Annotated in this window: 10 protein-coding genes; 5 read left to right on the forward strand and 5 right to left on the reverse strand. The window is 69.4% G+C overall.

All coding sequences use genetic code 11. From position 1 onward, the window contains the following. Positions 1-2: 2 nt before the first annotated feature. The gene (locus ACFPCV_RS16830; protein WP_378057122.1) at positions 3-950 is read left to right on the forward strand and encodes a hypothetical protein; all 948 of its coding nucleotides are present in this window, start codon (positions 3-5) and stop codon (positions 948-950) included. Here the strand turns inward: ACFPCV_RS16830 and ACFPCV_RS16835 are convergent. The 4 genes from ACFPCV_RS16835 to ACFPCV_RS16850 form a co-directional block, all read right to left on the reverse strand. Then, positions 927-1,511 (reverse strand): hypothetical protein, encoded by a 585-nt coding sequence (locus ACFPCV_RS16835; RefSeq protein ID WP_378057123.1) that lies wholly within the window; start codon positions 1,509-1,511, stop codon positions 927-929. The genes ACFPCV_RS16830 and ACFPCV_RS16835 overlap by 24 nt on opposite strands. 5 nt (positions 1,512-1,516) lie before the next feature. Further along, positions 1,517-2,074 (reverse strand): TetR/AcrR family transcriptional regulator, encoded by a 558-nt coding sequence (locus ACFPCV_RS16840; protein ID WP_378057124.1) that lies wholly within the window; start codon positions 2,072-2,074, stop codon positions 1,517-1,519. A gap of 86 nt (positions 2,075-2,160) precedes the next feature. After that, the gene (locus ACFPCV_RS16845) at positions 2,161-2,457 is read right to left on the reverse strand and encodes a hypothetical protein (RefSeq protein ID WP_378057125.1); all 297 of its coding nucleotides are present in this window, start codon (positions 2,455-2,457) and stop codon (positions 2,161-2,163) included. Positions 2,458-2,486: 29 nt separating this feature from the next. Continuing rightward, positions 2,487-3,140, reverse strand: a complete 654-nt coding sequence (locus ACFPCV_RS16850) for a TetR/AcrR family transcriptional regulator (RefSeq protein WP_378057126.1) — start codon at positions 3,138-3,140, stop codon at positions 2,487-2,489. Between the two features lie 60 nt (positions 3,141-3,200). On the opposite strand from ACFPCV_RS16850, the gene ACFPCV_RS16855 reads away from it, so the two are divergent. From ACFPCV_RS16855 to ACFPCV_RS16870, 4 genes are all read left to right on the forward strand, one after another. Further along, positions 3,201-4,685 carry a flavin-containing monooxygenase gene (locus ACFPCV_RS16855; RefSeq protein WP_378057127.1) on the forward strand — a complete coding sequence of 495 codons (1,485 nt, stop codon included), beginning with the start codon at positions 3,201-3,203 and terminating at the stop codon, positions 4,683-4,685. Positions 4,686-4,747: 62 nt separating this feature from the next. Further along, positions 4,748-5,569, forward strand: coding sequence for an alpha/beta fold hydrolase (locus ACFPCV_RS16860; RefSeq protein WP_378057128.1), 822 nt, complete (start codon positions 4,748-4,750; stop codon positions 5,567-5,569). A gap of 502 nt (positions 5,570-6,071) precedes the next feature. Next, positions 6,072-9,575 carry an ATP-binding protein gene (locus tag ACFPCV_RS16865; protein WP_378057129.1) on the forward strand — a complete coding sequence of 1,168 codons (3,504 nt, stop codon included), beginning with the start codon at positions 6,072-6,074 and terminating at the stop codon, positions 9,573-9,575. Between the two features lie 16 nt (positions 9,576-9,591). Then, positions 9,592-12,081, forward strand: a complete 2,490-nt coding sequence (locus ACFPCV_RS16870; RefSeq protein ID WP_378057130.1) for a DNA gyrase/topoisomerase IV subunit A — start codon at positions 9,592-9,594, stop codon at positions 12,079-12,081. Here ACFPCV_RS16870 and ACFPCV_RS16875 read toward each other — a convergent pair. Further along, positions 12,065-13,381, reverse strand: coding sequence for a hypothetical protein (locus ACFPCV_RS16875; protein WP_378057131.1), 1,317 nt, complete (start codon positions 13,379-13,381; stop codon positions 12,065-12,067). The two genes, ACFPCV_RS16870 and ACFPCV_RS16875, sit on opposite strands and share 17 nt — an antisense overlap. Positions 13,382-13,431: the final 50 nt, after the last annotated feature.

Raw genomic sequence — 13,431 nt, forward strand, 5'->3', positions numbered from 1 at the left:
TCATGACCGGACTGCTGTCGCCGACGTCGTACACGGTGGACCCGTGGGATCCCGGGTACGGGGTCGCACGCGGGGACGAGCTGGACGGCCGCGAGTCCTCCGCCCGCCTGGACGTCGATGTCGAGCTGCCCGCGTCCGCGTGGCGGCCGCTGACCCCGGCAGGCGGTCCGTTGCCGGGCTCGGTGCTGTTCCTCGACGGCGTCCAGCGGATCGACGCCCGGATCTGGCGGCACGGCGACGGGCCGGAACCGCTTCCCGGTGTCGTGGCCTCGGTCGCGGCCGGTCTCGTCCAGTGCGACGGCGCCGCCAGGGTCGTCGACGTGCTGGTCGACCGCGGCGTGTTCGCCGAGGAGGGCGACGACATCAAGACCCCGCACGCCACCTACACCTTCCGCCACACCGCGGGCGGCCTCGACAAGCTGACGTTCGGCGTGACCAGGCGGATGTCCGAGCTGGAGGTGCAGCTCGCCGGTACGTGGCGGGAGCACTCGGGCGTCGAGGACGACCTGCTGGTGGTGGACGGTCCGCTGCGCGGCCGCACCCACCTGCCGAGGACGGTCGGGTACGTCAAGACGCACCAGAAGTCCTACCTGCAGGCCGAGCAGGTGAAGGTGGTGGCGTCGCTCGGGCCGGGGCAGCGGAGCCCGGTGTTCCGGATGGGCACGTCGTGGGAGCGGATGTCCTGGTACCTGCGCCTGCCGGGCGCGACGTCCGTGCCGTGGTCGGCGATCGTGCGGCTGGAGTGCTCTGCCGACCTGAAGGTGGAGGACGCGGCCGCGCTGGCCGACATGACCGCGACGGTGCTGCCGTCGCTGGCGAGCGCGCCGCACAAGGACCCCCGCGCCCCGCAGAACCTGGTGCCGATCGGTGGCCTGGAACGACAGTTGCGGCACCGCCTCGGCGATGCCGCGCTGCTGTACCGGTCGCTACGCGGCGCCCTGGCCGGCTAGCACCCGCGCGTCCTTCCGCAGGTCCGCGGCCAGCCACACCAGCCCGGCGAGCATCAGCACCCCGTGTGCGATCCGCACCGGCGCCGGCGTGAAGAACTGCGGCAGGAAGAGCACGAACCCGGCCGCGAACACCCAGGCACTCGGGCGCTTCAGCTTGAGCGCGACGAGCACCGCCCCCACCGCGAGCGCGACCAGCCCGACGCCGAACGTGGTGACGGCGACCGGGTGGTACCGCGTGGCCTCGGCGACGGCGAGCAGGTCGGTGCCCGCGGTGGTGGCGGCCGCGTGCAGCCCGAAGTCCTCGGCACCGTAGTAGGTGAGCGTCAGCCCGGCCCCGGCCCACATGACCGCGACGGGTGCGGTGCCGACCAGGTCCCGTAAGCCGAGAAGGGCGAGCCCGACGAGGATGAACCCGAGCATCGCGAACAGGTGCGAGGCCACCCACGCACCGGAGGCCATCGCGGCGTGCGCCCCGTCGGCGGTGGTCTCGTCGTCCCACGGCCGGACGACGGGGTAGAGCAGGAACAGCACACCGGCGACGGCGAGCGCGATTCTGGGCATGGGTCTCACTCCGGTCCGAGGGTCGAGATGGTGGTGGCGACGAGCCGGTCGTAGGTTTCGTCGAGGTCTTCGGGCAGGCCGAACCCGCCGCCGGCCTCCAGCGAGCTGAAGCCGTGCGCGACGGCACGCAGACAGCGGGTGGCGTGGACGGCGTCGGCCCCGCTCAGGCCGTAGGCGCGAAGTGCGGCGAGGACGACGTCGAGGAGCCTGCCGCCGGGCGCGGCGAGGGCCGGGTCGTGGAGCGGGTCGAGCGGCATGGCCGCGTACCGGGAGGGGTACCGGCGCACGTAGTCGCGGTACGCGTGCATGAGCGCCACGACCGCGGCGTCCCCACCGCGGCCGAGGACCGCCTTGGTGAAGTGGTCGGTCATGTCGTCGAGCACGCGCGCACCGAGCAACGTGCGCAGCTCACCGAGCCCGGCGACGTGCTTGTACAGGGACGGGGTCGCCACCCCGGTCCGTTGTGCGACGGCCGCCAGGGTGAGCGCGTCGACCCCGTGCTCGTCGACCACGGCCAACGCGGCGTCGACGACGGCAGCCGGGGAAAGACCGGCCCTAGGCATCCTCGCTACCCCGCATAGCCAAAAAGCTAATGCGAGTAGCTTGCGGTGTCAAACAGCCAGGGCTCGGCCCCAGCCACCGTCCTGCTTCAGTCGGCCGTGCCCTGACTGGTCAGCCTGAAACGGGCGGTGCCCTCGACCGTGTCGTCCACGTCCAGGGCCTTGTCCTCCACGTAGTCGGCGGTCAGCGTGTCCAGCAGCACGCGTGCGCCGGTCGTTTCCTCGGTGACCACGAGGTCCGTGTCGTCCGGCATGGCGGCCACGGTCATCGCGAAGTCCGGTTCGCCAGAGTGCGCCTCCACGCGCAGACCGCCGTCCATGCCCACGCCCTCGGAGTCGACGAGCTTCCTGATGGCCAGACCCGCTTCCGGCGTGATGTGCAGCATGGGTGCTGGCTGCCCCCGCCGGAGGTGTGTCAAACCACCGGTGCGGGCGACGTGGTCTGGTAGATCGCGTTCAGCCAGATCGTGTGCAGCACGGTGACCACGTCGGACTCCGCCAGCGCAGGCTCGTCGCCTGCCAGGAGCGCGTGCATCGACCGTTCGTTCATCGTGCTCAGCGCGATCGCCAGGTCGCGCGCGGGCAACCCCGGCGGGGCGGCACCCCTGGCGCGTTCGCTCTCGATCGCGGCGGCGGCGCGGTCGGTCCACGTCGCCATGACCGACGACCACAGCGCGCGCACCTCGACGTTGGTGCATCGTGCTTCCGCCGCCGCCAGCGTGACCGGCCGGTGGTCGCGGAACGTCCGGTAGAACGCCGAGATCACCGCGCGCCAGTAGCTCGGCGGGTCGGCGACCAGTTCGCTGTCGGGCACGACGGTGGCCGCCGCGTCCGCCTCCTGCACCACCCGGTCCAGAAGCGCCAGCAGAACCGCTTCCTTGGAGCGGAAGTAGAAGTAGAACGTCGGCCGCGAGATGCCCGCGCCCTTCGCGAGATCGTCGATCGAGATCTCGCGCAGCGCCCGCTCGCCGAGCAGCCGTTCCGCGGTCGCGAGGATCGCGTGCTCCCGGTCGTCCCCGGAAGGGCGCGAGGCCCGGCGGCCACGGGCAGGACGAGCTGCGGCGGTCATGCCGGCCACGCTATCAACAGTGTGTTGACTGAGTCGACACCATGTCGATAACGTGCTGGCATGGCAACGGAGCACGTCGATGTCCTGATCGTGGGCGCCGGTCTCTCCGGCATCGGCGCCGCATGTCACCTGCGTCAGCGGTGCCAGGACCGCACGTTCACGATCCTCGAGGCCCGTGACGCCATCGGCGGCACGTGGGACCTGTTCCGGTACCCGGGGGTCCGATCGGACTCCGACATGTTCACGCTCGGCTACTCCTTCAGCCCGTGGCAGGAGGCGAAGGCCATCGCCGACGGCGACGCCATTCGCGAGTACGTCCGCCGCACCGCCCGTGAGTTCGACGTGGACTCCCGCATCCGCTTCCGCCACAAGGTGATCGCTGCGGAATGGTCGAGCGCGGACGCCCGCTGGAGCGTGACCGCCGAACGGACGGCGCCTGACGTCGTCGAGACAGTGACCCTGACGTGCTCCTTCCTGTACGTGTGTTCCGGCTACTACCGCTACGACAAGGGCTTCACCCCGGATTTCGACGGCGTGGCGGATTTCGAGGGCAAGGTGGTGCACCCGCAGCACTGGCCTGCGGACCTCGACTACGCGGGCAAGCGCGTTGTCGTCATCGGCAGCGGCGCGACCGCCATCACCCTGGTGCCGTCGATGGCGGCCACGGCCGAGCACGTGACAATGGTGCAGCGCTCCCCGAGCTACGTGCTTTCGTTGCCCGGCAAGGACATCATCGCGGACAAGCTGATCGGCAAGGTCCCGCCCAAGCTGTTGTTCCCCGCCCTGCGCTGGAAGAACGTGCTGGCGGCGATGCTCTCCTTCCAGCTGTCCCGCCGCGCCCCAAAGGTCATGAAGGCGTTGCTGCGCAAGGGGGTGCTGGCGCAGATGCCGCCGGGTTACGACGTGGACACCCACTTCGCGCCCAAGTACGACCCGTGGGACCAGCGCATGTGCTTCGTCCCGGACGGCGACCTGTTCACGTCGTTGCGCTCCGGCCGGGCGTCGATCGTCACCGGCGCCATCGACCGTTTCACCAGGGACGGCCTGCGCATGAAGTCCGGCGAACTGCTGCCCGCCGACATCATCGTCACGGCCACCGGCCTGAACGTCCTTGCGGTGGGCGGCATGACCCTGACCGTCGACGGCGAACAGGTCGAGCTGGGCAACACCATGGCGTACAAGGGCATGATGCTGTCCGGGGTGCCGAACTTCGCACTGACCATCGGCTACACGAACGCCTCGTGGACCTTGAAGGCCGACCTGGTGGCCGGCTACGTGTGCCGCCTGCTGAACCACATGAAGGCGCACGACTACCAGGTGGTGACCCCGGTGCTGGCCGACCCGGAGGTCGACACGGTGCCGCTGATCGACCTCAAGTCGGGCTACGTCCTGCGCAGCCTGGAGAAGCTGCCGAAACAAGGCCCGGCGGCCCCATGGCGCCTGCACCAGAACTACCCGAGGGACGTGTTCCTGATGCGGCACGGCCCGGTGGACGACGACGTGCGCTTCGAGCGGGTGCCGACGGCGGCACGCCAGTCCGCGTAGCCGCGGAAGGCTGTGTGGAGCCTGCCCCGGAAGAGCCGTCAGGGAGGAACGTTGCGAACCCGATGACAGAAGTGAACGTCGACGGACTGCGAGTCCGCTACCGCGTCGACGGGACCGGCGACCCCGTCGTGCTTCTGCACGGCATCGCACGCACGCACGCCGACTGGGCCGCTCAGCACGATCTCCTTTCCGACCGGTTCCAGGTCTACAGCGTCGATCTCGCCGGCTTCGGCGGGTCTGATCCCCTGCCGGGCCGGTACACCCTCCAGGCGCTCGCCGACTTCGTCGAGCGGTTTCTCGACGTGGTCGGGGTCACCCGACCCGCGCACCTCGTCGGCAACTCGCTCGGTGGAGCGATCGCCATGCGGGTCTCCGTGCGGTCGCCGGGCCGGGTGCGCACCCTGGCCCTCGTGAACAGCGCCGGTTTCGGCAAGGAAGTCACGGTCGCCCTGCGGTTGCTTGCGGTCCGGGGGCTGGCCGCGCTGCTGCTGCGGCCATCGCGGGCCGGGGCGCGGCAAATGGAGCGGTCGCTGTACGTCGACCAGACGTACGTGACCGACGAACGGGTCGAGTACGGGTACCGGATCGCCACGCGGCCGCACGGGATGCGGGTCATGACCGACCTCGCGCGCAGCCTCGGGACGCTGCGCGGGGTGCGCCAGGCCTGGCGGGACGAGCTGCTCACCGGCGTCGCCGCTGCCGAGGTGCCGACGTTGGTGGTCTGGGGCGACCGGGACCTGATCCTGCCCGCCGCCCACCTCGAGGCGGCCAGGACCTTGTTGCCCCACGCGCGAATCCACCTCTTCCGGAACACCGGGCACATGCCCCAGGTCGAGCGGGCGGAGGAGCTGAGCGAGCTCCTCGTGGACTTCTGGCGCGAGTGAATCGAACATATGTACAAGGTACTTGGGCGCCGTGAACCCGGCCAGGCGCATCACCGGATCGTGTGATCAGCCCTGGTCAACGCGACGCGAGCGACGGGAACGGAAGAGGCTGGCTCGTCGGCGGACCACTCCCGGCACGGGCAGGGCGATCCCGCGGTCCCGCGCATCCGCGACGCCTTCCTGGAGGTCTGGAGCGACCTCCTGCCGCGCCGGGAGCTCGTCGCCGATCCGGAGCTGGCATGCTGGGTGAGGAAAGTCGCACGAGCGCTCACCTGGGGCGCGCGCTGCGCGCGTAGGGCCATGACCAGGCAGGGGAGTTCGCGGACGCCCCGCGTCGGCATCTCACCGGACGCCTCGCGGCCGGTCGGTCGGACCTCGTCAGGGGCGACTGATCGGACAGATGCCGGGGGTTGTCGGGGGTAGCGGATAGGCTCTCCTACGGTGGTGGACGCCTGAGGCGGGTGGTCGCACGGGCGCGCCATGAATCGGGAGACGACCAGACGTGACTGCGGGAACCTTTTACGGTGCCGACGATCTGACCCACCTCGAAGGCCTCGAGGCGGTGCGGAAGCGGCCGGGGATGTACATCGGCTCGACCGACAGCCGGGGCATCAACCACCTCTTCAACGAGATCGTGGACAACTCGACCGACGAGGGCGTCGCCGGTCACGCGAGTCGCGTCGTGGTCACCATGCACGCCGACGGGAGCGTCCAGGTCGACGACGACGGCCGAGGTATCCCCACCGGCGTCCACGCCAAGTCCGGTCTGTCCGGAGTCGAGTTGGTGCTCACCCGCCTGCACGCCGGCGGCAAGTTCGGCGGTTCCGGCTACAAGACCTCCGGCGGCCTCCACGGCGTCGGAGCCTCCGCGGTCAACGCGCTGTCCCACCGCTACGACATCACCGTGAAGCGCGACGGCAAGGTCCACCAGATGTCGTTCGCGCACGGGGTGCCCGGCGTGTTCGAGGGCGCGGGCCCGAAGGCCAAGTTCACCAAGCGTGCCGGGCTCAACGTGGTCAGGAAGATGAAGCGCGGCGAGCCGACCGGCACGTCCACCCGGTACTGGCACGACCAGCGGTACTTCGAGAACAGCGCGGCACTCGACGTCGAGGCCGTGCGGTCGAAGCTGCGCAACACCGCGTTCCTCGTGCCCGGCGTCACCTACGTGCTGCGCAACGCCACCGAGGGCGCGATCGACGAGGAGACCTTCCACTACCCCAACGGCATCGCCGACATGGTCGAGTTCCTGACACCGACGGCCGACAAACCGGTGTCCGGCATCATCATGGTCAACGGCACCGGCACCTACCGGGAGAACGCCGCCGACGAGAACGGCGTCATGCAGTCCAAAGTGGAGCGCACCGCCGAGGTCGAGGTCGCGATCCGGTGGGGCACCGGCTACGAGCGCACCATCGAGTGCTTCACCAACACCATCAGGAACGTGCACGGCGGCACCCACCGCCGCGGGTTCGACCGCGCGGTGGTGAAGGCGGTCAACGAGGCCATCGGCAGGACCAGGGGCCTGCTCAAGCCCAAGGAGGACCCGCCGACGCTGGAGGACGTGGAGGAGGGCATGACCGCGGTCGTGCACGTCCGCCTCCCGGAGCCGCAGTTCACCTCGCAGACCAAGGACGAGCTGTCCACCGCGGGCATCACCAAGGTGCTGCAGTCCATCGTGGAGCGTGAGATCCGCGCGTGGACCGAGAACCGCAAAACCAAGACCGAGGCGAAGACCGTGCTGCAGAAGGTGGTCGACGCCTCCCGCGTACGGCTCACCCAGAAACAGCAGAAGGACGCCGCCCGCCGCAAGACCGCCCTCGAGGGCGCGGCCATGCCACCCAAACTCGTCGACTGCCGCGCCACCGGCATCGCACGCAGTGAGCTGTTCCTCGTGGAAGGCGACAGCGCCCTCGGCTGTTTTACCGGTGACACGATGGTCGCGCTCGCCTCCGGGAAGAGCCGGTCGTTCGCCGACCTGGCGGCGGACTGGCAGAACGGCGTCACCCACTTCGGCTACACGACGAACAAGGCAGGCCGCGTCGTCGTGGTGCCGCTCGTCGAACCACGGCTCACCAGGCGGAACGCCCCGCTCGTGCGGGTCACCCTGGACAACGGCGAGTCGGTTCGGTGCACGCCCGACCACCTGTTCCGGCTCCGGGACGGCTCGTACCGCCGTGCGGACCAGCTCGTCGCGGGCGACTCACTGATGCCGCTGTACCGCACGGTGTCGGCCCGGGCCGCGGGCGACAAGCTGGACGGTTACGAGCGCGTGTGGATGAACGACCGTGAGGAATGGGTCTACACCCACTACCTCGCGGACGCCTACAACCTGCGGCACGGTTTGGACAGCACCGACAACGGCTCCGTTCGTCACCACGTGGACGTCGCCAAGCGCAACAACGACCCACGCAACATCCGGCGGATGACATGGGACGACCATGCGGCGCTGCACGCGGCCATGATGGGTGAGCACGTGCACGAGGGCTATCGCGCGTGGCTCGCCGACGGCGGACTCGAGTTCAAGTCCGCGATGCTGTCGCGGCAGTGGAAGGACCCGGATTTCCGGGCCGCCTGCCTGGCCAGGCTTGCGGCGCGCAACTCAGATCCGGCGTTCCGGGAGCGGATCGAGCAGGGCTTCCAGGAGTGGTACGCGTCGCTGAGCGAGGACGAGCTCGTCGCCTACGCGGAACGGCTGCGTCGGGCGCAGGCCGATTACTGGATGAAGCCCGAACATCGCGCCGCAGCGGCCGAACGGGTGCGGGCGTTCTTCGCCGACCCGGCGCGTCGAGCTGAGTGGAGCGCACGTTCTCGTCAGCAGTGGCAGGACGAGGCTCTGTTGAGCTGGCGAAGGCAGGCGACGGTGGCCCAGTTCGCAGACCCGGCTGAACGGGCTCGGCAGCGTGTCGCGGTACGCGCGTGGCATCGTGACAACCCGGAGTTCGGTGAGCGCCACTCGTCGTACATGAAGCTCCGCATGAGCGACCCGGCCACCGGCCACCTGGCGAAGGTCCAGGAAGGTCGGCGAAACTACGTCGAAACGGTGCCGAGGGCGGATCGTGTCGCCAAGCAGAACAACGGCCGCAGGCTCGCGGCGCTCAAGCGTGTCGCGGCTCTCCTCGAGTTGCCGGATCCGGAACTCGGCACCGCCTACGACGCCGAGCGGAGGCGTACTGCGCGGACCGGCTTGCGGTTCGACCGTCTCATCGGCTACTTCGACGGCGACTACTCACGTCTGCGTGACGCGGCACGGATGGCAAACCACGCCGTGGTGGCAGTGGAGGCCCTTGACGAGACGGCCGACGTGTACGACCTGACTGTGGATGGCTACCACAACTTCGCGCTCGAAGCAGGTGTGTTCGTGCACAACAGTGCGCGGATGGCGCGCGTGTCCGAGTACCAGGCGCTGCTTCCCTTGCGTGGCAAGATTCTCAACGTGCAGAAGGCGAGCCTCGCCGACACGTTGCGCAACGCGGAGATCGCGTCGATCGTGCAGGTGCTCGGCGCGGGCAGCGGGCGCACGTTCGACCTGTCGACCATGCGGTACGGCCGGGTGATCCTGATGGCGGACGCGGACGTCGACGGTTCGCACATCCGGACGCTGCTGATCACGCTGTTCGCCAGGTACATGCGGCCGGTGATCGAGGACGGCAGGCTGTTCGCCGCGATGCCACCGCTGCACAAGATCACCACCAAGGGCCGCAACCCCGAGACGCACTTCACGTTCTCGCAGCGCGAGATGGAGACCAAGCTCGCCGCGCTGGAGAAGGCGGGCAAGCAGGTCGTCACCCCGGTCCCGCGGTTCAAGGGACTCGGGGAGATGGACGCCGAGGAGCTGTGGGAGACCACGATGAACCCGGCCACGCGCTCGGTGCGGCGCATCACCCTCGACGACGTGGAGGCGGCCGAGACGGCACTCGAGCTGCTCATGGGGGAGAAGGTCGAACCCCGGCGCGCGTGGCTCGTGGAGTCCTCGGTGCGGGTCGACCAGTCGGCGATCGACATCTGAGAGAGAGCAACGGTAAATGGCACGCCGCAAGGGCCCCTCGACCACGAAGGTCGACCCGAACGCGTTCGACCAGGCGGGCGCGCAGGTCTTCGACAACTCCCTGAAGACCGAGATCGAGGACTCCTATCTGGAGTACGCGTACTCGGTCATCCACTCGCGCGCGCTGCCCGACGCGCGGGACGGGTTGAAGCCGGTGCACCGGCGGATCCTGTACTCGATGAACGAGAACGGCTACCGGCCGACGCACGCCTACGTGAAGTCGTCCCGTGTGGTCGGCGACGTGATGGGCAAGTACCACCCGCACGGCGACGGCGCCATCTACGACGCGATGGTGCGGCTGGCGCAGGACTTCTCCATGAACGCGCCACTGGTCGACGGGCACGGAAACTTCGGCAGCCCAGACGATGGACCGGCCGCGAGCCGCTACACCGAGTCACGATTGTCCCATGAGTCGATGCTCCTGGTGGGGGAGCTGGGTGAGGACACCGTCGACTTCCGGCCCAACTACGACGGGTCGCTCGACGAGCCGTCGGTGTTGCCCGCCGCGTTCCCGAACCTGCTGGTGAACGGCACGTCGGGCATCGCGGTCGGGATGGCGACCAACATGATTCCGCACAACCTGACCGAGGTGATCGGGGCGGCGCGGTGGTTGATCCACCATCCGGACGCCTCGCTCGACAAGCTCATGGAGTTCGTGCCGGGGCCGGACCTGCCGACCGGCGGCATGCTGTTGGGTCTCGACGAGGTGCGGCGCGCGTACGAGACCGGTCGCGGTGTGGTGCGCATGCGTGCGAAGGTCGAGATCGGGCCGCTGGAGGGGAGCCGGGGGCGGCAGGCGATCACGATCGTGGAGCTGCCCTACGCGGTGGGGCCGGAGAAGATCATCGAGAAGATCACCGACGAGGTGACGAAGTCCAAGCGGCTCACCGGGATCGCGGACGTCAAGGACCTCACCGACCGGGAGAACGGCACCCGGGTGGTGATCGAGTGCAAGGTCGGGGTGAACCCGCAGGCGTTGCTGGCCGACCTGTACCGGTTGACGCCGATGGAGCAGTCGTTCGGCATCAACAACCTGGTGCTCGTCGACGGGCAGCCGAGGACGCTGGGGCTGAAGGCGCTGCTGGACGTGTTCCTGAAGCACCGCTACGACGTCGTCACCCGGCGTACGAGGTTCCGCCGCCGGAAGCGGGAGGAGCGGCTGCACCTCGTCGAGGGGCTGCTCATCGCGTTGCTGGACATCGACAAGGTGATCCGGCTGATCCGTGGGAGTGACGACGCGGCCGCGGCGAAGGAGGGCCTGATGAAGCGCTTCAAGCTCTCCGAGATCCAGGCGACCTACATCCTGGACACGCCGCTGCGCCGCCTCACCAGGTACGACAAGCTGGAGCTCGAGCAGGAGCAGGAGCGTCTGCGCAACGAGATCGCCGAGCTGACCAACATCCTCGAGAACGAGCCGGTGCTGAAGAAGCTCGTGTCGTCCGAGCTGGCGAAGGTCGCGAAGGACCTCGGGCAGGAGCGGCGCACCGCGTTGATCGACGGTGACCTCAAGGAGGTGCTGGCGGCGTCCAAGCCCGCGGGCCCGCTGGAGGTCGCCGACGACCCGTGCCAGGTGATCCTGTCCGCCACCGGGTTGGTCGCGCGGACCGCGGCCGAGTCGGAGGAGGCGACCGAGGCACGCAGACGCAGTGGTCGTGCGAAACACGACACGGTGTCGGCGGTGGTGCACACGACCGCGCGTGGTCAGGTGCTGCTGGTGACGAGCCGCGGTCGGGCGTTCAAGACGGACGTGTTGCCGTTGCCGGTGTTGCCGGAGGCCGCGGGCACGGTGTCCTTGCGTGGCGGCATGGCGGCGAGCGAGCTGGTTCCCTTGGTGAAGGGGGAGAAGGTCGTCGGCATCGCCCCGCTCGGCGAACGGGCGGAGGGGTCGCCGGGGCTGGCGCTCGGCACGAAACACGGTGTGGTCAAGGTGTGCTCGCCGGAGTGGCCGGTCCGTTCCGACGAGTTCGACGTGATCTCGTTGAAGGACGGTGACGAGGTCGTCGGCGCGACCTGGCTGACCGACGGCGCGGAGACCCTGGTGTTCGTGTCGTCCGAGGCGTCACTGCTGCGCTACGACGCTTCCCTTGTGCGGCCGCAGGGTGTGAAGGGCGGCGGCATGGCGGGCATCAACCTGGCGAAGAACGCCGAGGCGGTGTTCTTCGCGGCGGTCCGCACCGACGACGACGAGCACGGTGAGCCGATGGTCGTAACCTGTACCGGGCAGAGCGTGAAGGTGACGCCGTTCGAGCTGTACCCGGCGAAGGGCCGCGCCACCGGCGGGGTCCGCACCCACCGGTTCCTGAAGGGCGAGACCCGGCTGGTCCTGGCGTGGGTCGGGCCGCGGCCGGCCGGGGCGTCGAACAACGGGTCGTCGGTGGAGCTGCCGGAGCCGGACCAGCGCCGCGACGGGTCCGGCACCGCACATCCGGGGCCGGACGTGGTCGGTCACCTCATCGAACGAGGCTGAACGTCCCCTCACCGCGGCCGACGCGGACGGCGCCGACGCACGCGGCGTCGGTGATCAGCGCGGTGAACGGGCCGACGGTCGGCGGCACGCGGGTGTCGCCGACCCACACCGCGGTCAGTTCACGGCCGACGCACTCGCGCGGGAGTTCTGCCGCCGCGCTGGTGCCCGCGTGGATGGTCACGTTCGCGGGCAGTCCGGCGGTGTACGCCGGGTCGCGTTCGGGTGCGGGCGACGGCGCGGGTGCCGCGGGCTTCTCGTTCCCGGCCGCCGTCGCGCTCGGCAGTGCCAGCGCGTAGCCGGTGCCGCCGAACAGCGTCAGCACCGCGGCGATCGCGAGTACCCGGCGGGCGAGGCGGAACCGGCCCCGCAGCTGCATCACGCCCGACTCCGCGAGTACCAGTGAGCGGTGGTCCTGGTACATGGTGAGCTGGTCGTCGATCTCCGCCAGTTCCTTCTGCCTGGTGGTGAGTGCCGCGCGTTCCGAGTCCAGCTTGGTCGCGGCGGCCGTGTACATGGCGGAGGTCGTGCCGATCTCCTTGTCCACAGAGGAGTCCTCGCCTCGGCGGGCACGCAGCTCCACGAGGAGCTTGCCGAGGTCCTCGATCCGCTTCTCGTACGAGGACACCGACACGGTCAGGTTCGCGACCACGGGGGCCAGCTTCGCGTGCTCCGACTCCAGCTGGCCGAGGCGTTGGATGAGGTTCGCGATCGACGCCTGCCGGTCCTCGCTGTGCAGGTTCGGGCCGAGGTGGGCGGACGACTCGGGGCCGTGCAGGATGTGCGCCAGCTCGATGCGGCAGGCGATCCTCGGGTTCCACCAGGCACGCAGCTTGCTGACGGTGATGACGGGCTTGCCCTTGACGAACACGAAGCCCTTGTCGTCGGTCTTCTGTATCGAGCGCAGGTCCGAGTCCAGTTCGCCGAGGCTCGCGTCCTCCGGTTCGCTCACCATCGACACGGCGACCACCGCGCTGACGATGCCGGCCACCGCCAGCACGAGCCCGCCGATCAGCCACAGGCTCGACGGCCAGCGCACTTCGACGTCGGCGACGGCGGCGAACGGGAGCGAGCCGAAGATCAGCGCACCGACGGCGGCGAACGCGGCGAGCATCCAGCGGGCGGTCTTCTGGTAGCTCTGGCGTGCGTTGCGGGCCATCCGCACGGCGGCGGAGTTCTCGGGGACGGCGCCACGTGGTGCCGCTTGCTCTTTCTCGTCCGCGCCGGCAACCTTCGACACGAAGCTCTTCAGCGCCTCCACCGCGTCGGTCAGCTTCGAGATCATCGAAACGTCGATCGCCATCCGTCCCCCAACTTTCTTTCTTCTTCGACCGGTTATCGCGATGAGTACCA

The organism is Actinophytocola glycyrrhizae (assembly GCF_042653545.1).
GTDB classification, from domain to species: domain Bacteria; phylum Actinomycetota; class Actinomycetes; order Mycobacteriales; family Pseudonocardiaceae; genus Actinophytocola; species Actinophytocola glycyrrhizae.

Bases quoted from the DNA above. Each gene is read 5' to 3' on its own strand.
- ACFPCV_RS16835 (WP_378057123.1), bottom strand. From the start codon at position 1,511: ATGCCCAGAATCGCGCTCGCCGTCGCCGGTGTGCTGTTCCTGCTCTAC.
- ACFPCV_RS16870 (WP_378057130.1), top strand. From the start codon at position 9,592: ATGGCACGCCGCAAGGGCCCCTCGACCACGAAGGTCGACCCGAACGCG.
- ACFPCV_RS16840 (WP_378057124.1), bottom strand. From the start codon at position 2,074: ATGCCTAGGGCCGGTCTTTCCCCGGCTGCCGTCGTCGACGCCGCGTTG.
- ACFPCV_RS16830 (WP_378057122.1), top strand. From the start codon at position 3: ATGACCGGACTGCTGTCGCCGACGTCGTACACGGTGGACCCGTGGGAT.
- ACFPCV_RS16855 (WP_378057127.1), top strand. From the start codon at position 3,201: ATGGCAACGGAGCACGTCGATGTCCTGATCGTGGGCGCCGGTCTCTCC.
- ACFPCV_RS16845 (WP_378057125.1), bottom strand. From the start codon at position 2,457: ATGCTGCACATCACGCCGGAAGCGGGTCTGGCCATCAGGAAGCTCGTC.
- ACFPCV_RS16875 (WP_378057131.1), bottom strand. From the start codon at position 13,381: ATGGCGATCGACGTTTCGATGATCTCGAAGCTGACCGACGCGGTGGAG.
- ACFPCV_RS16860 (WP_378057128.1), top strand. From the start codon at position 4,748: ATGACAGAAGTGAACGTCGACGGACTGCGAGTCCGCTACCGCGTCGAC.
- ACFPCV_RS16850 (WP_378057126.1), bottom strand. From the start codon at position 3,140: ATGACCGCCGCAGCTCGTCCTGCCCGTGGCCGCCGGGCCTCGCGCCCT.